The sequence below is a fragment of the Streptomyces sp. YJ-C3 genome, from assembly GCF_053891275.1.
The window spans coordinates 4,953,305-4,976,299 of record NZ_CM132685.1 but is presented as its reverse complement, the minus strand read 5'-3'; the positions used below and the strand labels follow the sequence as shown (position 1 = coordinate 4,976,299).

The 22,995-nt window shown below is 71.6% G+C and carries 21 protein-coding genes; 12 read left to right on the top strand and 9 right to left on the bottom strand.

The window, feature by feature from the left end; all coding sequences use genetic code 11:
* Positions 1 to 71 precede the first annotated feature (71 nt).
* The 4 genes from ACVHNB_RS22250 to ACVHNB_RS22235 form a co-directional block, all read right to left on the bottom strand.
* Positions 72 to 752, bottom strand: a complete 681-nt coding sequence (locus ACVHNB_RS22250) for a TetR/AcrR family transcriptional regulator (RefSeq protein ID WP_456225691.1) — start codon at positions 750 to 752, stop codon at positions 72 to 74.
* Between the two features lie 575 nt (positions 753 to 1,327).
* Positions 1,328 to 1,516: a CsbD family protein gene (locus tag ACVHNB_RS22245; RefSeq protein ID WP_428956960.1), complete on the bottom strand. Its 189-nt coding sequence runs from the start codon at positions 1,514 to 1,516 to the stop codon at positions 1,328 to 1,330.
* A 164-nt stretch (positions 1,517 to 1,680) separates the two neighbouring features.
* A complete protein-coding gene (locus tag ACVHNB_RS22240; protein ID WP_456225690.1) occupies positions 1,681 to 2,595 on the bottom strand; it encodes a DUF2382 domain-containing protein in 915 nt (304 codons plus the stop codon).
* A gap of 277 nt (positions 2,596 to 2,872) precedes the next feature.
* The gene (locus tag ACVHNB_RS22235) at positions 2,873 to 3,382 is read right to left on the bottom strand and encodes an SRPBCC family protein (RefSeq protein WP_428956962.1); all 510 of its coding nucleotides are present in this window, start codon (positions 3,380 to 3,382) and stop codon (positions 2,873 to 2,875) included.
* Positions 3,383 to 3,912: 530 nt separating this feature from the next.
* Between ACVHNB_RS22235 and ACVHNB_RS22230 the strand changes: the two genes are divergently transcribed.
* The 4 genes from ACVHNB_RS22230 (at position 3,913) to ACVHNB_RS22215 (ending at position 7,684) form a co-directional block, all read left to right on the top strand.
* Complete coding sequence (locus tag ACVHNB_RS22230; protein ID WP_456225689.1) at positions 3,913 to 4,884, top strand: ABC transporter substrate-binding protein; 972 nt, start codon at positions 3,913 to 3,915, stop codon at positions 4,882 to 4,884.
* Positions 4,881 to 5,750: an ABC transporter permease gene (locus ACVHNB_RS22225; protein ID WP_456225688.1), complete on the top strand. Its 870-nt coding sequence runs from the start codon at positions 4,881 to 4,883 to the stop codon at positions 5,748 to 5,750. Before ACVHNB_RS22230 ends, ACVHNB_RS22225 begins: the two co-directional genes overlap by 4 nt.
* Positions 5,726 to 6,520 (top strand): ABC transporter ATP-binding protein, encoded by a 795-nt coding sequence (locus ACVHNB_RS22220; protein ID WP_428956965.1) that lies wholly within the window; start codon positions 5,726 to 5,728, stop codon positions 6,518 to 6,520. The genes ACVHNB_RS22225 and ACVHNB_RS22220 overlap by 25 nt, the downstream gene beginning before the upstream one ends.
* 93 nt (positions 6,521 to 6,613) lie before the next feature.
* Positions 6,614 to 7,684, top strand: coding sequence for an LLM class flavin-dependent oxidoreductase (locus ACVHNB_RS22215; protein WP_456225687.1), 1,071 nt, complete (start codon positions 6,614 to 6,616; stop codon positions 7,682 to 7,684).
* Between the two features lie 33 nt (positions 7,685 to 7,717).
* Here the strand turns inward: ACVHNB_RS22215 and ACVHNB_RS22210 are convergent, their stop codons facing one another.
* A complete protein-coding gene (locus tag ACVHNB_RS22210; protein WP_428956967.1) occupies positions 7,718 to 8,605 on the bottom strand; it encodes an SDR family NAD(P)-dependent oxidoreductase in 888 nt (295 codons plus the stop codon).
* A gap of 71 nt (positions 8,606 to 8,676) precedes the next feature.
* Here ACVHNB_RS22210 and ACVHNB_RS22205 point away from each other — a divergent pair, with 71 nt between their 5' ends.
* Both ACVHNB_RS22205 and ACVHNB_RS22200 read left to right on the top strand, forming a co-directional pair.
* Positions 8,677 to 9,612, top strand: a complete 936-nt coding sequence (locus ACVHNB_RS22205; RefSeq protein ID WP_456225686.1) for a LysR family transcriptional regulator — start codon at positions 8,677 to 8,679, stop codon at positions 9,610 to 9,612.
* A 181-nt stretch (positions 9,613 to 9,793) separates the two neighbouring features.
* Positions 9,794 to 10,765, top strand: a complete 972-nt coding sequence (locus tag ACVHNB_RS22200) for an alpha/beta hydrolase (RefSeq protein WP_428956969.1) — start codon at positions 9,794 to 9,796, stop codon at positions 10,763 to 10,765.
* A gap of 53 nt (positions 10,766 to 10,818) precedes the next feature.
* On the opposite strand, the gene ACVHNB_RS22195 is transcribed toward ACVHNB_RS22200, so the two are convergent.
* Positions 10,819 to 11,253, bottom strand: a complete 435-nt coding sequence (locus tag ACVHNB_RS22195; protein ID WP_456225685.1) for a nuclear transport factor 2 family protein — start codon at positions 11,251 to 11,253, stop codon at positions 10,819 to 10,821.
* Positions 11,254 to 11,545: 292 nt separating this feature from the next.
* Between ACVHNB_RS22195 and dctA the strand changes: the two genes are divergently transcribed.
* The 3 genes from dctA (at position 11,546) to ACVHNB_RS22180 (ending at position 15,199) form a co-directional block, all read left to right on the top strand.
* A complete protein-coding gene (dctA, locus tag ACVHNB_RS22190) occupies positions 11,546 to 13,009 on the top strand; it encodes a C4-dicarboxylate transporter DctA (protein ID WP_456225684.1) in 1,464 nt (487 codons plus the stop codon).
* Positions 13,010 to 13,048: 39 nt separating this feature from the next.
* Positions 13,049 to 13,951 (top strand): LysR family transcriptional regulator, encoded by a 903-nt coding sequence (locus ACVHNB_RS22185; RefSeq protein ID WP_456225683.1) that lies wholly within the window; start codon positions 13,049 to 13,051, stop codon positions 13,949 to 13,951.
* Between the two features lie 165 nt (positions 13,952 to 14,116).
* On the top strand, positions 14,117 to 15,199 hold the full coding sequence (locus ACVHNB_RS22180; protein ID WP_456225682.1) for a tartrate dehydrogenase: 1,083 nt from the start codon (positions 14,117 to 14,119) through the stop codon (positions 15,197 to 15,199).
* A 146-nt stretch (positions 15,200 to 15,345) separates the two neighbouring features.
* On the opposite strand, the gene ACVHNB_RS22175 is transcribed toward ACVHNB_RS22180, so the two are convergent.
* On the bottom strand, positions 15,346 to 17,172 hold the full coding sequence (locus tag ACVHNB_RS22175) for a flavin-containing monooxygenase (RefSeq protein WP_456225681.1): 1,827 nt from the start codon (positions 17,170 to 17,172) through the stop codon (positions 15,346 to 15,348).
* A gap of 178 nt (positions 17,173 to 17,350) precedes the next feature.
* Here ACVHNB_RS22175 and ACVHNB_RS22170 point away from each other — a divergent pair, with 178 nt between their 5' ends.
* Both ACVHNB_RS22170 and ACVHNB_RS22165 read left to right on the top strand, forming a co-directional pair.
* A complete protein-coding gene (locus ACVHNB_RS22170) occupies positions 17,351 to 18,409 on the top strand; it encodes an SDR family NAD(P)-dependent oxidoreductase (protein WP_456225680.1) in 1,059 nt (352 codons plus the stop codon).
* A gap of 142 nt (positions 18,410 to 18,551) precedes the next feature.
* Positions 18,552 to 19,580, top strand: coding sequence for an SMP-30/gluconolactonase/LRE family protein (locus tag ACVHNB_RS22165; RefSeq protein ID WP_456225679.1), 1,029 nt, complete (start codon positions 18,552 to 18,554; stop codon positions 19,578 to 19,580).
* Between the two features lie 3 nt (positions 19,581 to 19,583).
* On the opposite strand, the gene ACVHNB_RS22160 is transcribed toward ACVHNB_RS22165, so the two are convergent.
* Positions 19,584 to 20,243, bottom strand: coding sequence for a TetR/AcrR family transcriptional regulator (locus tag ACVHNB_RS22160; protein WP_456225678.1), 660 nt, complete (start codon positions 20,241 to 20,243; stop codon positions 19,584 to 19,586).
* Positions 20,244 to 20,340: 97 nt separating this feature from the next.
* Positions 20,341 to 22,299: an acyl-CoA dehydrogenase family protein gene (locus ACVHNB_RS22155; RefSeq protein ID WP_456225677.1), complete on the bottom strand. Its 1,959-nt coding sequence runs from the start codon at positions 22,297 to 22,299 to the stop codon at positions 20,341 to 20,343.
* A 263-nt stretch (positions 22,300 to 22,562) separates the two neighbouring features.
* Between ACVHNB_RS22155 and ACVHNB_RS22150 the strand changes: the two genes are divergently transcribed.
* Entirely contained in the window at positions 22,563 to 22,964 is a 402-nt protein-coding gene (locus ACVHNB_RS22150) for an ATP-binding protein (RefSeq protein WP_428956979.1), read from the top strand.
* Positions 22,965 to 22,995 lie beyond the last annotated feature (31 nt).

Here is a 22,995-nt window from a genome sequence, read left to right as displayed (position 1 = left end):
GGCCGTAGCGCCAGGCCGCCCGGATCCGGCGTACCGGATCCGGGCGGCCTGTGTGTGCCCGGTCCGCCGAGTCAGCCGCTGCTGGGTGCGCGGTGCGGCCCCATCTCGCCCAGTACCGCGCCGAGTTGGTCGGGGGTGAGCGCGGAGGAGGGGAGCGGTGACGGAGTGGATGTGGCGCGCAGGCTGTCGAGGAGCAGGGTGAGGGGGCGGCGCCAGGCGTCGGCGGTGGTCGCGGTCGTCAGGGCCGGGACGGCGCGGCCGAGGGCGGCCAGCGCGAAGAGGACGTCCTCGGCGGCCACGTCGGGGCGGACGGTGCCCTGCTCCCGGCCGCGTTCCAGGAGCAGTTCCAGCGTGCGGCGATTGTGCGCGTGGACGGCTTCCAGGGCGTCGATGCCGCGCAGGGGTGTGGTCATGAGGTCATTGGTGCCGCGGTCCGTGGCGAGCACGGTGAAGACCGCGTCGAGATAGGCGGTCAGTCCCGCCCAGGCGTCCTCGGAGTTCCGGGCCTGCTCGCCCGCGGTCATCGTGTCGCTCAGCGGTGCGCGGAAGACCGCGTCGACGAGTGCGACACGGGTGGGGAAGTGGCGGTAGAGCGTCGCGTTGCCCACACCTGCCCTGCGGGCGATGACATCGAGCGGCGCTTCGAGCCCCTGCTCGCGGAACACTTGGTGAGCGGCCTCGACCAGGAGCTCCCGGTTACGGCGTGCGTCGCGTCGGCGTGGGGGTGTCCCGGGGTCTGCGCCGGCGGCCATCGTCGGACTCCCTCATGCTCCGTGTCGGTAACTGGGGAGTGCACCCCGGAAGGGATGCTATCGTCCGTCCATGAAGTGGGGAGTGCTCCCCATTTAACGATGGGAAGGGTGGGCCTTGGACGGGACGGCGCTGTTGCTCGGTGGTGGGGGAGCGGTCGGCGGCGCCTGGCTGGTCGGGGTGCTGGCCGGGCTGGCGGACGGCGGCGTCGACCCGGCACGGACCGACACGATCTTCGGCGCGTCGGCGGGCGCGAATCGGCAGCCGCCTCGCGGAGGGGCACTCGCCGCGAGCGTGACGCCGGATCGGGCCGCCCGCCGCGCCATGGGGCGGAGCATGACCGCGAACCACCGCCGGGCGGCCGTCGGCCACGTCCAGGGCGCGGCCCTTGCCGACGAGGTGGCGGGCCCTGTTGTAGGGCTGATGGTCCGTCAACTCTTTTGCGTCAGGAACCTCGTGGCGCCGCCACCTCCAGATCTCGCCGGAGCCACCTCCGCCCGGCGCGCGGCCGTGACCATGCCCGTGCCCTCCCGCCGGCTTCTGCGGCGGGAGGGCACGGGGCGAGGCGGCGGATCGTCTACCGGTCGTCGTCGCGCAGGGAGTCGCGGGCGCCCTCGGCCTTGTCGCGGGCCCGGTCGGCGACATCCTTGACCTTGCTCTTGGCCTGGTCGACCTGGCCCTCGGTCTCCATGCGCTCGTTGCCGGTGGCCTTGCCGAGCATCTCCTTGGCCTTGCCCTTCGCCTTGTCCATGGCGCTGTCGCCCATGTCTGCTCCTCGGTCGGTGAGCGGGTGTGCCTGTCACGCTAAGAGGGGTGCGCGCGAGCCGCATCCTGAGCGGCCGCGGGCCTGGTCGGAAGGGCGCGCGGCGTGCCGGCGGGCCCGGCCGAGCGGCCGGGCCCGCCTGATGGCCCCGTGAGGTCGTGAGTCCGTCAGCGCCGCGGTCCCTGCCCGGGACCGGACTTGCCCTCACCCGGCATGGCCTCGCGGTCCGCCTTGGGGTTGTCGAACTCGATCTTCTCCTTGCGCACCGTGTCGGAGACCTCGCGCGTCTCGGTGACCTTCTCGGTCTCGAGGCGGACGCGCTCCACCGGGACGGTCTCCTTGCGGACCACCGGCTTCTCGGCGTGCAGCACGACCTCGGTCTCCGCCTCGCTGATCGAGGCCCGCTTCACGTCGCCCTCGCGGATCGGCTCCCGTACGACGCGGACCTCCTCGTGCGACAGGGGCACCGAGGTCGTGACGTTCTCCGTCTCGACCACCTTGCGCAGGTGGGCGCGGCCGACCTCTTCCTCCTCGGTGCCGACCCGCAGCCGCTCCTCGGAGCGGATGAGCTCGTCCGCCTTGCCGTCGGGGCCCGCCGCGGAGCGCAGCGCCGGCTCCCGCGCACCGGCGTGCCGGCCGTGCGCCTCACCGCTCAGACCCGCACCCGCGGCGCCGGCGGCCATGCCGCTCGCACTCGCGCGCTGAGCGTCAGAGGCGGACGGGCGCTCCGCACGGGGCGCGGCGGCGGGGGACGTCGCGGGCTTGCTGAGACCGTAGTGCGCGTACAGCTCCTGCTCGTCGGTCTGGTCCAGGTGCTGGTCGGCGTCGACACGCGGCGCGTCCTTGACGGCTTCCTTGGTGTACATCACCCGGAGCGTGTCTTCCTTGCGGCTGGCGCCGGCCAGCGGCACGAAGCTCTCCTTCATGCCGAAGAGGCCGGTCTTCACCGTCACCCAGTCGGGTTTGCCGGTCGTGTCGTCGAGGTAGACCCGCTCGACGCTGCCGATCTTCTCCCCGGTGCGGTCGTACGCGGTGAGCCCGACGATGGCATCAGGGGTGCTGAAGGTCTCGCCCTGCGTCATGCGTGATCACTCCCTCCGGAACATGGCGCGGCTGGGTTGGCCGCTGCGATGGCCATGTGCCTCACAGCCATCGCGCGGCCTCACGGTGAGCCGTGCAACAAGGGGTCTCACTGGCAGTAGCCGGAACGCCCGGCGGAAGGCCTTCTTGCCGTGCGACAGGGGAGCTCCGGCAGGGTTCAGGGGGCCGCGGCCGGGGGCGGCCATTCGGGTGAATGGTTGGGGTTTGCCACTCCGGTGTGCGACGTGTTCGTCCTGAGGGTGCGCGTGGTGGGTCCGCTCAGCTCGTGAGGCCGCGCTCCAGTTCCCGCTTGAGGTTGCGCAGGGTCGCCTCGATGTTGCGTGCCTGGAACGCGGCGAACGTCCTGCCGGAGGTCACGATCCGGTCGAAGGCGTTCGCCGCGAACGTCGGCCAGGCGCGACGGTCGTCGGTCCACGTCTCCGTCACGAGAGTCCCCTCGTCGACCTGCTCGAACCGGTACTCCCACGTGGCGATCGGGGCGCGCAGCAGCGGCCGCTTGACTCCGATCGCGTGAACGCGGAACGCGAACGCGTGGCCCGGCCGGGCCACGGTGACCGTGCACCGGGTCACCCACCGGAACGGTCCGCGCTTGTTGCGCCCCACGAACGTGGTGCCCTCGGCGGCCGGCCCGGTCGGCGAGTCGGGCGTCGTGCCACGGTTCTCCGGGCTCCAGCGGCCCATGTCCTCGGGGCGGCTCACGGCCGCGTAGGCGTCATCGGGGGACACGCCGACGGTGATGCTGTTGCTCACGGTGAACACGCGTGCCACGGGGATCCCTCTCGACCGACAACGAAGCTACTGCTCAGTAGGATCATGGCACGCGAGCACCGTCACGGGTACCGGGATCCGGTGGCGGGTCCTGGGAGGGTGTGTGAGGAAGCGGCGGACGCGCCGGCGGTCGTCACGCGAGCGTGGCGGCCCCATGAAGAGGGCATTGCAGCACGGTGTCGGGCAACTTCCTTCTCTTGACCGGGACTTGGTGCGTGGATAGCTTCGGCGGCATGTGGATCATCCAGCGGTTCCGGAAGCGGCGGGCCATCGATCTGATGCGCGTCGCCACCGCCGTGTGTAGCTGACCTCTCGTCCGCGTCGAGCCGACGGCTCCGCGTCCTGCCGCACCGCTCCCCGCCCCGCATCCCTGCTCGCGCCTCCTGCCGCCGCCTGCGCGGAGGCGTGCCCCTCGCCCTGTGAAGGCACGAATGACTCCACGTACCGTCATGCCCGTTTCCTCGCGCGTCGGCGCTGTCGCCGCCGTATCCCTTCTGCTGGCCTCGTGCGCGAACCCCGCACAGTCCACCGTGAGCAGTGCGAATCTCGCCGCGAAAGAGATCCCGGCCAAGGTCTCCGCGGACACCTCGCTCACCGTCGGTGCGCCTGATCTCAAAGTCGCACTCGAACTGTCGGGCCAGATCGACAAACTGCCCTTCAAAGTGAAGTGGGCCAATATCAGCGGTGGCCCGCAATGCTCCGAGGCGTTCCGGGCCGACGCGCTCGACATCTGCTCCGCCGCGGAGATCCCGTCCATCAACGCCCATTGGACGGGCCTGGACACCAAGCTGGTGGCGGCGAAATTCCGCAAGGACCCGACCACGTATCCGATCTACGAGCTGGGGATCGCCCCGGGCGCGCACATCAAGACCCTCGCCGACCTGCGCGGGAAGAAGATCGCCTACAGCCCCGGCCAGGCACAGGGAGCGCTCGTGCTGCGGATCCTGAAGAAGGCCGGCCTCACCCAGCAGGACGTCCACCTCGTCGAACTGGCCAGCACCGGCGACGTGTACCCCACCGCCCTCGGGAACCGGCAGGTGGACGCCGCGCCCATCGCCGACGTCAATATCAAGCGCTATCTGACGAAACACGGCAGGGACGGCGCCACGACCGTCAAGCACGGTCTCCGTGACGACCCCGGGCATTTGTGGGCGCTCACCGATTCCGTGAGCGACGCGCAGAAATCCGCCGCCGTCAGGGAACTCATCAAGTTCTGGGCGCGCGCACAGCTCTGGGTCGACGAACACCCCCGGCAATGGATCGACGGGTACTACGTCAAGGACCAGGGGCTGAGCCGGGCCGACGGCGAGTACCTCGTGAAAAGGTCCGGCGACCCGGACTTTCCCGCCGACTGGACCCGGGCCATCGCGCGCCAGCAGCAGACCGTCGACCTGCTGGCGAAGGAACAGAAGCACAAGGCCTTCGACGCCGAGACCCTCTTCGACCGCCGCTACGAGCGCGTCGCCGCCGACGCCATAGCCGGTGAAGGGAAGGCGTCATGAGCACCACGGCCTTCGAACAGCGAGCGGCGGCCGGCACCACGACGGCGCCCGGCGAAGCCGCCGGCTTCTCCCGCCCCCGCCCGAGGACACGCAAGAGGCTGGGCCCGGGCCGCCCCGTCCCCTTCGGCTGGGCGCTCGGCCCCCTGCTGCTGCTCGCGGTCTGGGCGGCCGGCTCCGCCGCCGGACTCATCGACGCGCGCAGTCTGCCCGCCCCCTGGGTCATCGCCGGGACCGCGGGGGACCTCCTCGCCGACGGCCGGCTGCAGTCCCACTTCACGACCTCCGCCCAACGCGCCCTGCTCGGCCTGGCCTTCGGCACCGTCGCGGGGCTGCTGCTCGCCCTCGTCTCCGGCCTGAGCCGCATCGGGGAAGGACTCGTCGACGGACCGGTGCAGATCAAGCGGGCGATCCCCTCACTGGCGCTGATCCCGCTCCTCGTCCTGTGGTTCGGCATCGGCGAGACGATGAAAGTCGTCACGATCGCGCTCGGCGTCTTCGTCCCGATCTACATCCACACCCACAACGGACTGCGCACCATCGACAACCGCTACGCGGAACTGGCCGAGACCGTGCGGTTGAACAGGCTCCGGTTCATCCGCCATGTCGTGCTGCCGGGGGCCCTGCCCGGCTTCCTGCTGGGGCTGCGCTTCGGAGTGACCGCCGCCTGGCTGGCACTCGTCGTCGTCGAGCAGGTCAACGCCACCAGCGGCATCGGCTACATGATGGAACTCGCGCGGACCTACGGACAGACGGACGTCATCATCGTCGGCCTCGTCGTGTACGGACTCCTCGGACTCGTCTCCGACGCCCTCGTGCGGCTCGTGGAGAGGAGGGCCCTGTCATGGCGGCGGACGCTGGCGGGCTGACCGCGACCGAGGACCGCACGACGGTCCGCATCGCGCACCTGGTGCGCACACTCGGCGGACGCCGAGTGCTCGACGGACTCGAACTGAGCATCGCGCCCGGCGAGTTCGTGGCGCTCCTCGGGCGCAGCGGCTCCGGCAAGAGCACCCTGCTGCGCGCCCTCGCCCGCCTGGACCACGACGTGGCGGGCAGCGGAGAACTGTCCGCGCCGCAAGACGTGTCGGTGGTCTTCCAGGACGCCCGGCTGCTGCCGTGGAAGCGGCTCCTCGACAATGTCGTCCTCGGCCTGACCGGTCCGGACGCCGCACACCGGGGCCGCACCGCGCTCGCCGAAGTCGGCCTCGAAGGACGCGAGCGGGCCTGGCCCGTCGAGCTGTCCGGCGGGGAACAGCAGCGGGTGTCACTCGCCCGCTCCCTCGTCCGCGAACCCCGACTCCTGCTCGCCGACGAGCCGTTCGGGGCGCTCGACGCCCTCACGCGCATCCGGATGCACGCCCTGCTGCGGCAACTGTGCGAGCGCCACCGGCCCGCCGTGCTCCTGGTCACCCACGACGTCGACGAGGCGATCACCCTGGCCGACCGGGTGGCCGTCCTCGAAGAGGGCCGGATCGCGGTCGACATCCCGGTGGAGCTGCCCGCGCCGCGCCGCCACGGCAGTCCGGAGTACGCCGCCTTGCGGGACCGCCTGCTCGCACACCTCGGCGTGGAACCCGACGCGGAGGACAAGCCCGTGAGAACCGGCGCCGCCGCACCGAGCCTCCGGACGTCTTGAACGCCCCCCGTCCCAGCCCCACTTGCGCTCCGACATGACCACCAGCCGGCGGACTGCCACGCCGCACCCCTCCGAACTGCGATCGGAATCCTGATGAACCCGGAATTCCTCTGGTACATCCCCAACACTGTCGAACCGGGGCACCGCGGAGACGACACGACAGCGGGCTGGGGGTCCATCGAGTACTCGACCGAACTCGCCCGGACGGCAGAGGACCACGGCTGGGGCGGCGCCCTGCTCGGCACCGGTTGGGGCCGCCCGGACACCTTCACCGTGGCCACCGCCCTGGCCGCGCGCACCACGACGTTCAAGCCCTTGATCGCCGTGCGCCCCGGCTACTGGCAGCCCGCGAACTTCGCCGCCGCGGCCGCCACTCTCGACCAGCTCAGCCGCGGCCGTGTCCTCGTCAACATCGTCAGTGGCCTGGACAATCCGGCCGCCTACGGCGACACCACCGTCGACCCGCCCGCGCGCTACTCCCGTACTCAGGAGTTCCTGCACCTCGTGCGGCGCCTGTGGACCGAGGAGAACGTCACCTTCCACGGCGAGCACTTCCACGTCACCGGTTCGACGGTCGGGCCGCGCCCCTACGCCACCGACGCACGGGCGCATCCGACCCTGTATTTCGGAGGCGCATCCGAGGCCGCCGAACGCGTCTCGGCGGCAGAGGCCGATGTGCAGCTCTTCTGGGGCGAGCCCCTGGAGGGGATCGCCGAACGCATCGCCCGCCTGAAGGAGTTGAGCGAGCAGGAGGGACGCCGCCATGCGCCGCTGCAGTACGGGCTGCGCATCACCACCGTGATGCGCGACACGACCGAGGACGCGTGGCGCGCGGCGGAGGAGAAGATCGCCAAGATGGCGGCCGACGCGGGCGAGATCGGCTCATGGCTGGGCAACCGCAGGGCGGCGGTCGGCCAGCAGCGCCTCCTCGACCTCGCCGAGCGGGGCGAAGTCCTCGACACCTGCCTGTACACCGCGCCGGGCAGGTTCGGCGGCGGTGGAGCGGCGACCACATGGCTGGTCGGCTCGCCCGACGACGTGGCTGCCGCACTCGACGCCTACCGAGCGCTCGGCATCACGCACTTCGTCCTGTCCGACACCCCCTACAGGCAGGAGACCCGCCGGATCGGCGACCAGCTCCTGCCCAGGCTGCGCCAGGCATGACACCTCCCGATGGGGCGGGCGCCCCTACGGCTCTCAGGGCGTGAGCATCCCGTCCTGCTCCACCAAGGGCGCTCCGTCGTGCCAGGGCAGGACCTTCCCGAAGCGGACCAACTCGCCGTGGAGAGCGGGATCGACGGACTCCGTGAGGACGATGCCGAGCACGGCCGCGGCGGCCCGGGCCGGCGTCTGGGCCTGGCTGAAGTCGCTGAACCAAGGGCGCGACGTGGCGGTGTCGACCATGCCGGGGCACACCGCGGCGATCAGGGTTCCGTCGGCGAGGTCCTGCGCGCGGCGCTCGGCGGCGACCGCGCGGACGGCGGCGACCTGGGCCACCTTCGACGGTACGTTCAGCCAGACCGGCCAGCCCGCCTCCTGTGCGCTTCCGTCGTGGACGGCGCCGCGCCACGATTCGACGGCGTACTCGACCTGGTCGAGGCTCGCTCCGTCGAACAGCCCGTGCAGCCGGGAGTCGAGGTGACCGAGCGTGCCCAGGCCGCTGGCCACCACGAGCAGCCGTCCGCCGGGCCGCAGAACCGGCCCGAAGGAACGCAGGACCGCGTGCGTGGCGGTGTTGGAGACGTCGATGAACTCGTCGGCCCGCGCCGCCTGCGACTCCCCGGGCAGCACACGCGCGACCGCGTTGGAGATGACGACGTCGACCCCTCCGTGCCGGGCGCGCAGCTCGTCGGCGAGGCGGGCGATGGCGTCGGTGTCCGTGACGTCCAGGACGCGGCCCTCGACCCGGGCACGCGTGCCCGACAGGGCGCCGACCTCGCGGGCGGCGTCCATGACGCGCCGGGGGTCGCGACCGGTCAGCAGGACCAGGTCGTCCGGATCCATGTGGGTCGCCAGCTGTTCGACGAGCGCCCGGCCGAGTCCTTGGTTGGCGCCCGTGACGAGGGCGATGCGGGAAGGCTTCATGCCTGCCACGGTAGAAATGCCCACGCCATGAGTCCAACGAATGTTCGGCACGACTAGTATGCGGAAACATCATGGACTTCACCGACGTGTCACTCACCGCGCTGCGCGTCCTCCGCGCCGTGGCGGAGCAGGGGACCTTCACCGCGGCCGCCGCCTCGCTGGGCTACACGCAGTCGGCGGTGTCCCGGCAGATCGCCACGATCGAGCGGGCCGCGGGCGCGGAGCTGTTGGAACGGCGCCGCGAGGGGGCACGGCTCACCGCGGCCGGCCGCGTCGTCATGCGCCGTGCGACGGTCGTGCTCGACGAGATCGACGCGACCGCCCGGGAGCTGTCCGGCCTTCCCGGGCAGGCCGGGACGGTCCGCCTGGGCTGGTTCCCCAGCGCCGGCGCCGCGCTGATCCCCCGAGCCCTGTCCGCACTCCGCCGGACCGACCCCGGCCTCAAGGTCGTGGGCCGGGAGGGCAGCACCCCGGCCCTCGTGCGGGCGCTGCGGGCCGGCAGCATCGACCTGGCCCTGCTCGCGTCGGGACCGCCGTTCCGGCCGCCGGACAGCGAGTCCCCCGCGCTGGTGCTGCGTACCCTCACGGAGCGTGCGCTCTGCCTGGCGGTGCCCGCCACGCACCCGCTGGCCCGCGCCGACTTCATCGACGTGGCCGATCTGCGCGGGCAGCGCTGGATCGCGGGCTCCCTCTCGGGCGAGGAGATGGGCGTGTGGCCGGGCCTCGACGAGCGGGCCGAGATCGCCCACACCGCCCGCGACTGGCTCGCCAGGCTGCACCTCGTCGCCGCCGGCTGCGGACTGACCACGGTGCCCGCCGCCCTCGTGTCCGCCGCGCCACCCGGTGTCCGTGTCCTCCCCGTCCGCGGCGGCCCCCAGGAACAGCGGCGCCTGCTCCTGGCCCGCCTGCCGCGGCCCCCGGCCGAACCGGTCACCCGCGTGGCAGCCGCTCTGCGCGCGGCAGCCCTCGACGCCGACGGGCCCGCCGCTTCCCCGCCGACCTCGTGACTACGGCCGCGCTCAGCAAGTACCGGGCGCCCAAAGCCGGTTCACATGGGTGCACGAGTTGCGTGGCCGGAGTGTTCGGAGAGGATGGATCGGGGGGCATTCCGGCGCCGCACTCGGGCCACGTCCGCCTGTGGTGTGCGGTGTTCTCCAGGGTCCGTCGGCCCGTGACATCGGAGTAGACATGGCTGAGCTTCCTCCTCCCCTCACGCCCTTCCTCGAACCGGCCGCGAAGGAGCTGGCCGAAGCGACCGATCCGCACCCGCGCATCTACGAGGTCGAACCGGAGAAGGGCCGCGAGATCCTGCTCGGCCTGCAGAGCGACACGAGCGTGCCGCGGCCGGACGTCGACGAGGAGTGGGTGGACGTCGACGCGGGGGAGTGGGGCACCGTCCGCACCCGCATCATCAAGCCGAAGGGCGCCACCGGCCCGCTGCCGGTCGTGTTCTACATCCACGGGGCCGGCTGGGTCTTCGGCGACGACAGGACCCACGACCGGCTCTTCCGCGAACTGGCCGTCGGCGCCGGGGCCGCAGGCGTGTTCCCGGTGTACGACCGTGCCCCGGAGGCCACGTACCCGACGCAGGTCGAGCAGAACTACGCGGTGGGCCAGTGGGTCCTGCAGCACGGTGCGGAGCACGGACTCGACACCTCCAGGATCGCCGTCACCGGTGAGTCGGTGGGCGGCTGCATGTCCACGGTGTTCGCGCTCATGAACAAGGAGCGCGGCGGGATCGACCTCAAGGCCCAGGTGCTCCTGTACCCGGTGACCGACGCCGACTTCGACACCCCCTCCTACCAGCAGTTCGCCGAAGGCTATTACCTGACGCGGGACGGCATGATCTGGTTCTGGGACCAGTACGCGGACCCGGAGCAGCGCAAGGAGCCGCACGCCGCTCCGCTCCAGGCGAGCCTCGAGGAGCTCAAGGGCCTGCCCACGACCCTCGTCATCACCGACGAGGCGGACGTGCTGCGCGACGAGGGCGAGCAGTACGCCAACAGACTCCGCGAGGCCGGGGTGGACGTCACCGCGGTCCGCGTGGCGGGCATGGTCCACGACTTCCTGCTCCTGGACAGCCTGCGCGACACCCGTGCCGCGAACGTCGCCCGCAAGCTCGCCGTCGACGCCTTGAAGAAGGCCCTCCACGACAGCTGAGCGCACGGCCGGTGACCCGCGGCGGCACGAACACCGCTGCGGGTCACCGTGTTTCAGGTGCGGAGGTGGCCCCGCACGTCGCCCGCCAAGTGGATACGCACCCGTCGCTCCACGAACCGCCACCGCCCGTCACGGCGCTCGAAGCGGTCGCTGTAGCGGCCCGCGGCCACGGGCTGCAGCGGCAGATCCGGCAGCGCCTGGAAGACGGTGACGTAGGAGCCCGCGGTGGCGGTTCCCGTCTCCTCGTCCACCTCGACGGCGATGTTGCTCGTCGCGTGGTGGGTCCGCGGTGTGCCGTCCTCGTAGAGGATCACGCTCTCCCGGAGCATGCTCTCGATGGCCCGACGCCCCTCGGCGGGCGGACCGCTCCCGATGAACACGGCGTCCGCCATCAGCTCCCCGACACCCGCGAAGTCCCCGGTGTCGACCAGCTCCGCATACTTGGCGATCAGATTCGTCACGGCGGTGACATCCGCAAGTGTGCTCATGATGCGCGAGAGTAGGCGATCATGCGTGACACGCACCGGCCGGGGCTCACCGGGCGGCCGGCGGTCAGGGACCGGAGCTGATGCGCCCCGTATAGGCCTGGCCTATGCGGGGCATCGGTTTTTGGTCGTGGACCTCCTCCTCTGGGACCCGCTTCACTGACTCCGTTCGTACGACGACCGGCCGGGACCCGGTCCCGTACGGGGCCTGGAGCCGGTACCCGGCGCGCGACGAGCGACGTCTCCGTGCGGAGTTCACGGGCAGGCCCCTGCCCGTGCCTGGATGGAGGTTGCAATGACGCATGCCCCGGACGAAGCCGCAGGCGGCACCGCGGTGGTGAGAAGCAGGCCGTGGTACCGGCAGTTGTACGTGCAGGTGCTGGCCGCCATCGTCATCGGGGTGGTCCTCGGATGGCGCCTGCCGGACCTGGCCACGGCGATGGAACCGATCGGCACGACGTTCATCACCGCGATGAAGATGCTGATCGGTCCGATCGTGTTCCTCACGATCATCGGCGGCATCTCCGGGGTCGCCGACCTGAAGAAGGTGGGCCGCACCGGGCTCAAGGCGCTGACCTACTTCCAGGTCGGCACCATCGCCGCGCTGGTGACGGGCCTGATAGCGATCAACCTCGTACGGCTGGGCGAGGGCGTGCACGCCGACCCGTCGGCCCTGGAGGTGTCGGGCGACGCGGGCCAGTACATCGAGACGGGCGAGCACCAGCACTGGTGGGAGTTCCTGACCGGTGTCGTGCCCAACAGCCTCTTCGGCGCGTTCGTCGAGGGCGACATCCTCCAGGTGATCTTCCTCGCGGTGATCTTCGGGATCGCCCTGAAGTCGGTCGGCACGGTCGGCGAACCCGTCATCGCGGGCGTCCACCGCCTGACCCAGGTGGTGTTCAAGGTCCTGTCGTTCGTGATGAAGGCGGCCCCGCTCGGTGCCTTCGGCGCGATGTCGTACGCCATCGGGAAGTTCGGCCTGTCGACACTGACCAGCCTCGGGTCACTGATCCTGCTCTTCTACGTCACCTCGGTCCTGTTCGTCGTCGTGGTGCTCGGCACCGTCCTCGCGGTCTACGTGCGGCTGAACATCTTCCAGCTCTTCCGGTACTTCAAGGAGGAGTTCTTCCTGGTCCTCGGCACCTCCACCGCCGAACCGGCCCTGCCCGGCCTGATGCGCAAACTGCACTTCATGGGCGCCGAGAAGTCCACGGTCGGCCTCGTGGTGCCGACGGGCTACAGCTTCAACCTCGACGGCGCGGCGATCTACCTGTCGCTGGCCACGCTCTACATCGCGCAGGCCACCGACACCGCACTCTCCGTCGGACAGCAACTCGGCCTGCTCGCCGTGATGCTGCTGACCTCCAAGGGCGCGGCGGGAGTGGCCGGAGGCGGCTTCATCGCACTGACCGCGACGCTGTCGACGGTCGGCCACGTGCCCGCGGCCGGAATCATGCTCATCTTCGGCATCGACAAGTTCATGTCGGAGTGCCGGGCCCTGGTGAACTTCTACGGCAACGCGGTGGCCACCCTGTTCGTCGCCCGCTGGGAGCGGGGCCTCGACCTGGACCGCGCCCGCGCGGTGCTGTCCGGACAGATCCGCGAGGACGCTCCCGCCCGCGACGAACGCGCCGACGCCCCGCCGGAACCGGCCCCCGTCCCTCCCCAACCCACGGCCGCACCGGGCGAATCCGCCCCGGTGCCGGGAGTCGAACCCGCGGCCCAGGCAGGCGATCAGGCCGTTTCGGCCAACCGATAGGGTCCGCCTATTGCCCGGTCGGTGGCAGAGGGAGGACCCGTGGACGCACGACAGCTCGAATACTTCCTCGCCATCGTGGAGCACGGCGGCTTCAGCAAGGCCGCCGCCGCGCTCCACGTGGCGCAGCCGTCGTTGTCGCAGGCGATGGCCAACCTGGAAGCCGACCTGGGCGTCTGCCTCTTCCACCGCATGGGCCGCGGCGTCGTGCTCAGCGAAGCCGGCGCGGAACTCCTCGAACCCAGCCGCCGCGTGCTGCGCGACCTGACCGCCGTACGCGACCGGGCCGCCGCCCTGTCGGGCCTGAACGGCGGAACCGTCGAGGTGGCGGCCATGCCCTCGCCCGGCATCGAACCGCTCACCACCCTGACCCACCGCTTCACCGAACTGCACCCGTCGGTCACCGTGAGCAGCCGCGCCGCCTTCACCCCCGAGGAGACCATCGCGCTGGTCCGCAGCGGCGCCTGCGAACTCGGTCTGCTGGGTACGGCCGCCCCCGCGGCCCTGTCCGGGCTCGACGTGCTGCCCATGGAGCAACAGCCGTTCGTCGTCGTGGCCGCCCCCGAGGGGGACATCACGGACGGCGCCACGCTGCGGCCGCAGGACCTCGGCGGGCAGAAGCTGATCGCGTCGCGGGGCGGCACCCTGATGCGCACGATCGTCGACGACATCACGGCGCGGACCGACGGCACCGACATCGTCGCGATCGTCGACCACCGGGCCTCCATCCTCCCGTTGGTCCTGACCGGCGTCGGCGTCGCGGTCCTGCCCGCCTCCTGGACCCGCCTCGCCCGCCGCTGCGGTGCGGCCGTCGCCGCCATCGAACCCACCGCACACCTGCACGTCGCGATGATCAGCCTGCCCGCCCACCTCACCCCCGGCGCCCGGGCCTTCCTCGACCTGGCCGGTGTCTACGCCCGGCACAAGAGCTCCCGGGCCGCGTAGCCGGGCGCGGCGCCGCGCCCGGCGAACTCATCGGCCAGGCCTATGGGTTGTATCGGAAGCACGTCTTGGACGGCGCACGGGACGACTGGGTTCACTCGGACCATCGATCCACTCGCCCGACCCCGGCTCCGCCCGACAGGCGGATCCGCACGACCGGAGGCCTCCGTGACCGCTCCCCGTACCTTCCGTATCGCTGCCATCCCCGCCGACGGCGTCGGGAGGGAGGTCGTCGCCGCGGGCCGGGCCGTACTCGACGCGCTGGCCGCGGACTCCCACGGCGCCTTCGCCTTCGACTGGCAGGAGTTCCCCTGGGGCTGCGACCACTACGAGCGCACCGGGAAGATGATGGACGACGACGGCCTCGACCGGCTGGGGGACTTCGACGCGATCTACTTCGGAGCGGTCGGCTGGCCCACGGTCCCCGACCACATCAGCCTGTGGGGCCTGCGCCTGAAGATCTGCCAGAGCTTCGACCAGTGGGCCAACGTCCGCCCCGTGCACTTCCTGCCCGGCGTCACCAGCCCGCTGCGGGGGGCCGACGACACCGAGCTCGACTGGGTCGTCGTCCGCGAGAACAGCGAGGGCGAGTACGCGGGCCTGGGCGGACGCAACCTGGCGGGGCGCGGCCCAGGAGGCGAAGTCGCCCTCCAGTCCGCGCTGTTCACCGAGGTCGGCTGCGAGCGCATCATGCGGTACGCCTTCGACCTGGCCCGCACCCGCGACCGCCGCAAGGTCTCGTCCGTGACGAAGAGCAACGCGCAGCAGTACGGCATGGTGCTCTGGGACGACGTCTTCAAGCGCGTCGCCGCCGACTACCCGGACGTGGAGACGGAGAGCGTCCTCGTCGACGCCATGGCCGCCAAGTTCGTGCTGCGCCCCGAGGACCTGTCCGTCGTGGTCGCCTCGAACCTCAACGCCGACATCCTCTCCGACCTCGGCAGCGCCCTCGCCGGCAGCCTGGGCCTGGCCGCCAGCGCCAACCTCAACCCCGAGCGGCGCTTCCCCAGCATGTTCGAACCCGTCCACGGATCCGCCCCGGACATCGCCGGGCAGGGTCTCGCCAACCCCATCGGTGCCGTCGGCAGCGCGGCACTGATGCTGGACCACTTCGGGCTGCCCGACCAGGCGGCCCGGCTGCGTACGGCGATCGAGGCGACCACCGGGGCCGGTGTGCTCAGCCGCGACCTCGGCGGCACCGCATCGACCGAGGACATCACGAAGGCACTGATCGACGCCCTCGGCGCCTGAGCCCGCCCGCCGCCGCGCACTCATGACGTCCCGGTCCGTCCAACGTCGCGCCGACGGACCGTGACAGGCCCCCCCGAAACGGGCGGCCGCATCGTGCCGGGTCCCGAGCCTTCACCGCTCGGGGCCCGGCACGTACGGACGCGGTGTCAGGGGCGGCCGACGACCGGCGTGGTGGCCCGGGGCCTGAGGGCCTCGTCGATGTTCTCCTTGCGCCAGCGGCGCAACAGGTCGTGGAAGGCGACGGCGCCGTGCGGGTAGGCGGTGGGACCGTTCGGCCGGCCGCGGCCCTCCCGGTTGTAGTAGCCGGGGGTGCACTCGGCGTGGAACCACTCGTGGTCGGGCGCTCCCTGCGCGCACACGCGGATCCAGGCGTCCTCGGCCTCGGGGGTGGGCTCCACGACGGCGTCCCGCTCCTGCGCGGCGGCGACCAGCGCGGCGGCGTGGACGGCCTGCTCGTCCAGGATGTTCGTGAAGTTCACGCTGCTGGCGTTCTGCATCGAGCCCATCTGGATCAGGTTCGGGAACCCGTTGCTGGTGAATCCGTGCAGACTGCGCGGGCCGCGCTGCGCCCGCGCCGCCAGGAGCTGGACGCCGTCCCGCCCGGACACGGGCAGCTTGCCCGAGGTGACGCCGGAGACGCCCACGGAGAACCCGGTGGCGAACACCAGGCAGTCGACCTCGTACTCCACCCCGCCCACGACGACGCCGCGTTCGGTCATCCGCTCGATGCCATGGCTGTCGGCGGTGTCCACGAGGGTGACGTCGGCCCGGTTGAACGCGGGCAGATATGTGTCGGAGAACGTGGGGCGCTTGCACGCGTACCGGTACCAGGGCTGGAGGGCCGTGGCGGTGACGGGGTCGGTGACCTCTGCGGTGACGCGCGCACGGATGCCGTTCATCGCGGCGTGGTCGGCGGCCTCGTAGGCGGCCTCGAAGTCCGGCTCGCCGTCGCGCCGGAAGCTGGGCAGGAGCTTCTCCAGCAGAGCGGCCGACTCCGTCCAGCGATCGGCGACCAGGTCCGGTCCGGCGTCCTCGCCCGAGACGATCCGCAGGAAGTTCTCGCGGCGCGCCGTCGCCCAGCCCGGCCGTTCCGCGCCCACCTCCTGCGGCGACATGCGCCGCTGTCCGCGCACGTCCACCGAGGAAGGGGTGCGCTGGAAGACGTAGAGGTGGCCGGCGTCCTCGGCGAGCAGCGGGATGACCTGTACGCCCGTGGCGCCGGTGCCGACGACGCCGACCCGCTTGCCCGCCAGGCCCGTCATGCCGCCCTCGGGACTGCCGCCGGTGTACGCGTAGTCCCAGCGGGAGGTGTGGAAGGTGTGGCCCCGATAGGTCTCGATACCGGGTATGCCGGGGAGTTTGGGCTCCGAGAGCGTGCCGGTGGCGGTGATGACGTAGGTGGCACGGAACGCGTCGCCCCGGTCGGTCGTGACACACCACTGCTGCGTGGACTCGTCCCAGGTCAGGGAGGTCACGGCGGTGGAGAACAGGGCATCCTCGTACAGGTCGAACTGCTCGGCCGTGCGCACCGCGTGACGGCGGATCTCCTCGCCCGGCGCGTACTTCCACTCGGGCACGTAGCCGGTCTCGTCGAGGAGCGGCAAGTAGACGTGCGACTCGATGTCGCAGTGGATGCCCGGGTAGCGGTTCCAGTACCAGGTGCCGCCGAAGTCGCCGCCCTTCTCGACGACGCGTATGTTCGCCACGCCCTGCTGGCGCAGCCGCGCCCCGGCCAGGATCCCGCCGAACCCGCCCCCGACGATCGCGACGTCCACCACGTCGCGCACCGGCTCGCGGTCGGCCGGCTCGCCGGCGTACGGGTCGGCGGCGAAGTAGCCGAACTCCGCGGACGTGGAACGGTATTGACCCGGGCCCTCGGGGCGTACCCGGCGCTCGCGCTCGCGGCGGTAGCGCTCGCGCAAGTCGGCGGTCTCCTGCGGGGTGGGAGGGGTGTCGCACTGCGGCAGCGGCATGTGACGGGTTCCTCTCGTGGGGGGAGGTGCGCGGGGCGCCGCGCGGAATGCGGTGGGTGCCCTCGTGGGCATCCCGCACGGCCACCGGTACCGTATCCCAGGAACCGGACAGTGTTGTCCGGTTGGGCCCCGGCCGTGCCCCCGCGCCCCGCGGGCACCCCGACACGAAAGGTTCTCGATGCCGAACATCACCCCCGCCTCCCCGCTGCGCGACTGGCTGGCGCACCCCGCCGCCGGACAGGTCCTGCGCGGCCTGCTGGCGTCCCAGGGACAGAGCGAACAGGCTCTCGCCCCGGCTCTGGGCCTGCCGTTGGAGCAGCTCGTGAAGATGGCCGGTGACAAGTTCCCGCCCGAGCTCGTGGACGCCCTGGTCACCGCCGTCGAGACCGGCCGGGTCCCCGAGGGGCTGCCCGCCGCCCCGGCCGAGGCCGCCGCGGCCGAGGAGCCCGACTCGGGCATCGAGATCGGCACCCCCGAGCCGTGGACCGAGCAGGTCACACCCGGCCGCTTCGCGCACCAGACCGTGGTCGTCACCGGCGCCGCCTCCGGCATCGGCAGGGCCGTCGCCTCCCGGATCGTGCGCGAGGGCGGCCGCGTCGTCGCCGTCGACGTCGCGGCCGACGGACTCGCCGCCCTGGCCGCCGACCTCGGCGAGGCCGTCGTGCCCGTCACCGCGGACATCACCGCGCCCGCCTCCGCCGACGCCGTGCTCGCGGCCGCGGCCGGCCGTGTGGACGCCCTGGCCAACGTCGCGGGCGTGATGGACGACGACGCCGCCGTGCACGAGGTCGACGACTCGATCTGGGAGCGTGTCATGCGCATCAACGTCGACGGCCCGATGCGCCTGATGCGCGCCGTCGTGCCCGGGATGCTCGCCGCGGGCGGCGGCCGGATCGTCAACATCGTCTCCGAGGCGGCCCTGCGCGGCTCGGCCGCCGGTGCCGCCTACACGACCTCGAAGCACGCCCTGGTGGGCCTGACCAAGTCGTCGGCCTACCAGTACGCGGGCACCGGTGTGCAGGTCAATGCCGTCGCCCCGGGCGCGGTCGCCACCGGCATCCAGCTGGCCGGCGCCGCCGCCTACGGCTCCGCCCGCACCGCGACGATGCGCGTGGCGATCCCGGGTCTTGCCATGGCCGAGGAACTGGCCGCCTCGATCACGTTCCTGCTCAGCAAGGACGCGGTGAACATCAACGGCGCGATCCTGCCCTCCGACGGCGGCTGGTCGGCGGCCTGACCGCTGCCCGCATGAGGGCTTCGCCGTCAACTGCCCCAGCGGACAGGGACTGTTCGTCGGCCCGCGCAGAACAGCCGCCGCACGCCTCCCGCACGTCACGACGTCCGGGCCGCCCGGACGACAGGAAGGAGCACACCACCGCATGACCACACACCGCGCGCCCCGCGCCCTCGTCGGCCTGGCCGCCGCCGGCCTCCTGGCCCTGACCGGTTGCGGAACCGAGGCCGCCACGACCGGCGGCCCGGGCTCCGCGCCGCCCGGCGAGGGCAGGACCATCAGGGCCACCCAGTTCGCGCACGTGACCGACGCGCACGAGACCACCGGCAGAACCCTGTTGGAGGGACCGGTCCTGGTCGGGCACGGCGACCTGTACGTCGTGGACGTCACCGCGCCCCCGGGCGAGCCCAAGGTCCTCTCCGTCGACACCACCACCGGGAAACACCGGGGCGTGTACACCGACAGCACCGGCGCCTACACCTCCGCGCAGCTCAGCCCGCACGACGGCCGCCTGTACCTGAGCGACTACACAGGGAACGTCGTCAGCGTCGCGCGCGACGGTTCGGACCCGCGCACGTTCTTCTCCGGTGCGGTCGACGGCTCCGCCATGAACCCGGACGACATCGCCTTCGACGACGAGGGCAACCTGTACGTCAGCGACCTGCACGGCATGAAACCGGGCAAGGCCGAGGGCCGCATCGTGCGCATCGACCGCGACGGGACCCGCGCCACCGTCCTGGCCGACGGTCTCGCGCACCCCAACGGGATCATGTTCGACCCCGAGCGGCGCGGACTGTGGATCAGCGAACTCGCCGAGAACACCGTGTCCTACCTGCTGCTCGACGCCGAAAGGACCACGGTGACCTCGCAGCACGAGGCCCTTCACGTCGACGGCGGCGTGGCCCAGACCGACTCCATCGCCGTGGACGCCGACGGCAACCTCTATCAGGCGCTGCACGGCCGCCCCGCCATGGCGGTCTACGACAAGTACGGAGCACGTCTCGCCACGGTCGAGATCCCGGCCACGGACGCCGACGGTCTGGAGTCGGCGACCAACGTCGCCATCACCCCAGGCGGCACGAAGGCGTACATGACCGTCAGTGGCCCCGACGGCGGCTACGTCTACACGTTCAGCGCGCTCGCCGAGGGCATCCGTCAGTCCAACGGCGGCTGACGCTCATGCGTCGACGACCGTCTCGACGGGCCGGAGCGGCCCCACCTCGATGCCGAGCAGGCGCCAGGCCGCGAGGGCGAGGCGCTCCCGGTGCGCGGGAGTGGGGCCGGCGACGGCACCGGAGACCATCGCGACGGCGAGCATCAGGTCGTCGGCGGACAGCCGGTGGCCGGCCGGCAGGCACCGGTCCAGGACATCACGGACCCGCCCCGACAGGGCGCGCGCCTGCTGGTCGTCGCCGCGCACGCGCAGCAGGTCGACGAACGCCGTCGACCGGGTCAGGTGCCAGGTGACGACACCCAGGACGCTCTCCAGACTCACGCCCGGTTCGGCGGCGGCCACCTCGATCTGCCGGACGTTCTCGTCCAGGACCGCGGAGGCCAGCGCGATCCGGTCGGCGAAGTGCCGGTAGAGACTGCCCTGTCCCACCCCGGCGCGGCGCGCGACGGCGGACAGCGGTGCGTTCAGGCCCTGTTCCGCGAAGACCTCGCGGGCGGCGGAGATCAGCGCCGCCCGGTTGCGGGCGGCGACCCGCCGTCCTTGGTTGGCCGGGCGGGCCTGCTCGGCCGCGCCGTCGGCCCCGGGCTGCGCTCGGCCGCCCCGCGTGGCGGCCGAGCCCCGGGCTTCCGGCCGCGGGTCCTGGGGCCCGGTGGGGTTGGTCATCTCGGCAGCGTAGTACGACCGTGCAGGCCACCGGCCCGGCAGCGCGCCGCCCACCCGGTGCCGGGCGGCGCGGCGCCCCGCGGACCTCGCGCCCGGCTCAGCCCACCAGGTCCGGCGAGCGCAGCATCTGCGGCGGGATGCCCCAGGCGTCCACGAGGTCGGTCGCGAGCGGCCGGACCTTGCGGCAGAGGTCGTTCACCTCACGGCTGATCGCCTTGGAACGCTGGATGGTGAGCCGGCCGTGCTCCATGAACCAGGCCCGGTCGGCCTCGATCGTCGTGAGCGCGAAGAGGTCGCACAGCAGCGCCAGCGCCTTCTTGTTGTCACCGTCGGGCAGCGACCGCACCTTGTCGACGAACGCCTCCAGCACGAGCCGTTCGACATGCGCGCCGGCCACCGCGATGACGTGGTCCTGCACCTGGGAGAAGACGGCACCGGGATCGGCCTTCCGGTCGACGCCGCGCTTGAGCCGGCGGGCCGCGCCGGCGAGCATGTGCTCCTCGCGGAAGCGGAGCATGGCGAGCTGGTACTCCGAGTCGAGCAGGCCCGCCTCCTGGTCCCACGCGTCGCCGCCGGGCAGGAGATCGCGCACCCGTTCCAGCAGCTTGTGGGCCGAGGTCTTCTCGATGACCGTCTCCACGGCGAGGCCGGTGACGAACTTGACCATGTCGAGCTGGTCCATGTCCCCGAACTCGCTCGCGTAGCCCGTGAGGAGGCCCTTCGCCACGAGCTGGAGCAGCACGTGGTTGTCGCCCTCGAACGTCGTGAAGACGTCGGTGTCGGCCTTGAGCGCGGCGAAGCGGTTGACGGCGAGATAGCCGGCGCCCCCGCACGCCTCGCGGCACTCCTGGATCACCCGGGTGGCGTGCCAGGTGCCGAGTGCCTTGGTGCCCGCGGCCCGTGACTCCAGCTCCCGGCGGCTCTCCTCGTCGTCCGTGACACCCGAGAAGACCTCGTGCAGTTGGGTGCGGACGACGTCCTGGGCGAAATGCAGCGCGTAGGTGCGTGCGACGAGCGGCAGCAGACGGCGCTGGTGCAGGCCGTAGTCGAGGAGCACCTCCTCCTCGGTGTCCGAGGTCGCCTTGAACTGGCGGCGCCGCACGGCGTACTTCGTGGCCACGGCGAGTGCGACCTTGCTCGCGTTGATCCCGCCGCCACCGACGCTGACCCGTCCCTGTACGAGCGTGCCGAGCATGGTGAAGAAGCGGCGGTTGGGATTCTCGATCGGGCTCTCGTAGACGCCCTCGGGGGTGACGTCGGCGAATTTGTTGAGCAGCGCCTCGCGGGGCACCCGCACACCGTCGAACCAGATCCGGCCGTTGTCCACGCCGTTGAGGCCCATCTTGCGGCCGGCGTCCTCGATCCGGACGCCCGGTGCCACGGTCCCGTCGACGCGGACCGGGACGACGAAGGCGTGCACGCCCTCGGCCTTGCCGCCCACTTCGAGCTGGGCGAAGACGACGGCCAGCTCCGCGTCCCGCGCGGCATTGCCGATGTAGTCCTTGCGCGCCTCGTCGCCCTGGGTGGTGATGACGAATTCCTGGGTCCCGGCGTCGTACGTGGCGACGGTGCCGAGCGCCTGGACGTTGGAGCCGTGTCCGGTCTCGGTCATCGCGAAGCAGCCCATCAGCTTCCCGGTGACGAGGTCCGGGAGGTAGGCGTCGTGGTGGCGCTGGGTGCCGAGCTGCAGAATCGCGCCGCCGAAGAGACCGAACTGCACCCCGACCTTCACCAGTACCGACAGATCGCCGAAAGCGAGGGTCTCGAACGCGGCGATCGAGGCGCCGATGTCGCCCCCACCGCCGTACTCCTTCGGAAAGCCCATCCCGGTCTGGCCCGTCGCCGCCATCTCGACGACGAGCGTGCGCACGCGCTCGCGGTATTCGTCGATGCCGAGTTCCTCGGCCTCGTCGAGAATCGAGGCGTACGTCGTCAGGTTGCTGCGGACCAGGTCGCGGACGTCGGCGTACTCGCCGTCGAGCACCTCGGTGAGGGCCCGGACGTCGACGACGGGCTGGACGTAACCGTTCGGGGGCGTGGCGGTTTCGGTGGACATGCCGCTCTGGTACCCGTCCGAAAGACGATCAAGCAGTGTGTTGGACCGTTCGGCGCACGTCCGGCTTCGCCCCCGCCGGGGGCCGGTGCGGTCGGTGCGAGGGTTTCTGGGAAAGGGCAGGTCCAGGCGTTATTTCACGGTTGTGAACGCATTTCGAGCGAGTGGCCCTTCTGTAGGGGTGTGCGGAAGACGGAGCTGGGAAAGCGAAACGAAGCGACGACGGAATGTGGTGTTTGCTTATGTACAGAGAGGATCCCATCCTGATGGGCGCCCCCGAGACACCTGCTCCGGAGCGCACGACCTGCGCGCAGGCCCGGGCGGAAGTCAGCTCGGTTCTCATGGAAGTGTGCTGCGGTCTTCCCCTGGAACAGGCGCGGCGTCTGCACGACGACGCGCTGCTGGTGGCCAGTGAGTTGACGGCCAACGCGATCCGTCACGCGGGCGGCACGACCGGGTTCCACGTCAGCCTGGAAGGCGACGCCGTCCTGATGAGCGTGAGCGACAGCAGCGTGGCCGTGCCCGACCGGGCGCCCAGGGACCCGGGCAGGCCGGGCGGTTTCGGCTGGATGGTGGTGGAGCGGCTCAGCTCGTACGTCGCCGTCGATGTGGGGCCCCGCGGCAAGACCATCACCGCCGCACTGCGGCTGCCCCTGCCCTTCGGGTAGGGCAGGGGCAGCAGGGAGCTCCGGTCCGTGA

Excerpts from the sequence above, each read along its gene's own strand:
- ACVHNB_RS22195 (WP_456225685.1), bottom strand. The coding sequence starts at position 11,253 with ATGAGCACACTTGCGGATGTCACCGCCGTGACGAATCTGATCGCCAAG.
- ACVHNB_RS22150 (WP_428956979.1), top strand. The coding sequence starts at position 22,563 with ATGGGCGCCCCCGAGACACCTGCTCCGGAGCGCACGACCTGCGCGCAG.
- ACVHNB_RS22175 (WP_456225681.1), bottom strand. The coding sequence starts at position 17,172 with ATGCCGCTGCCGCAGTGCGACACCCCTCCCACCCCGCAGGAGACCGCC.
- ACVHNB_RS22165 (WP_456225679.1), top strand. The coding sequence starts at position 18,552 with ATGACCACACACCGCGCGCCCCGCGCCCTCGTCGGCCTGGCCGCCGCC.
- ACVHNB_RS22220 (WP_428956965.1), top strand. The coding sequence starts at position 5,726 with ATGGCGGCGGACGCTGGCGGGCTGACCGCGACCGAGGACCGCACGACG.
- ACVHNB_RS22245 (WP_428956960.1), bottom strand. The coding sequence starts at position 1,516 with ATGGGCGACAGCGCCATGGACAAGGCGAAGGGCAAGGCCAAGGAGATG.
- ACVHNB_RS22215 (WP_456225687.1), top strand. The coding sequence starts at position 6,614 with ATGAACCCGGAATTCCTCTGGTACATCCCCAACACTGTCGAACCGGGG.
- ACVHNB_RS22155 (WP_456225677.1), bottom strand. The coding sequence starts at position 22,299 with ATGTCCACCGAAACCGCCACGCCCCCGAACGGTTACGTCCAGCCCGTC.
- ACVHNB_RS22240 (WP_456225690.1), bottom strand. The coding sequence starts at position 2,595 with ATGACGCAGGGCGAGACCTTCAGCACCCCTGATGCCATCGTCGGGCTC.
- ACVHNB_RS22205 (WP_456225686.1), top strand. The coding sequence starts at position 8,677 with ATGGACTTCACCGACGTGTCACTCACCGCGCTGCGCGTCCTCCGCGCC.
- ACVHNB_RS22170 (WP_456225680.1), top strand. The coding sequence starts at position 17,351 with ATGCCGAACATCACCCCCGCCTCCCCGCTGCGCGACTGGCTGGCGCAC.
- ACVHNB_RS22210 (WP_428956967.1), bottom strand. The coding sequence starts at position 8,605 with ATGAAGCCTTCCCGCATCGCCCTCGTCACGGGCGCCAACCAAGGACTC.
- dctA (WP_456225684.1), top strand. The coding sequence starts at position 11,546 with ATGACGCATGCCCCGGACGAAGCCGCAGGCGGCACCGCGGTGGTGAGA.
- ACVHNB_RS22200 (WP_428956969.1), top strand. The coding sequence starts at position 9,794 with ATGGCTGAGCTTCCTCCTCCCCTCACGCCCTTCCTCGAACCGGCCGCG.
- ACVHNB_RS22250 (WP_456225691.1), bottom strand. The coding sequence starts at position 752 with ATGGCCGCCGGCGCAGACCCCGGGACACCCCCACGCCGACGCGACGCA.
- ACVHNB_RS22225 (WP_456225688.1), top strand. The coding sequence starts at position 4,881 with ATGAGCACCACGGCCTTCGAACAGCGAGCGGCGGCCGGCACCACGACG.
- ACVHNB_RS22160 (WP_456225678.1), bottom strand. The coding sequence starts at position 20,243 with ATGACCAACCCCACCGGGCCCCAGGACCCGCGGCCGGAAGCCCGGGGC.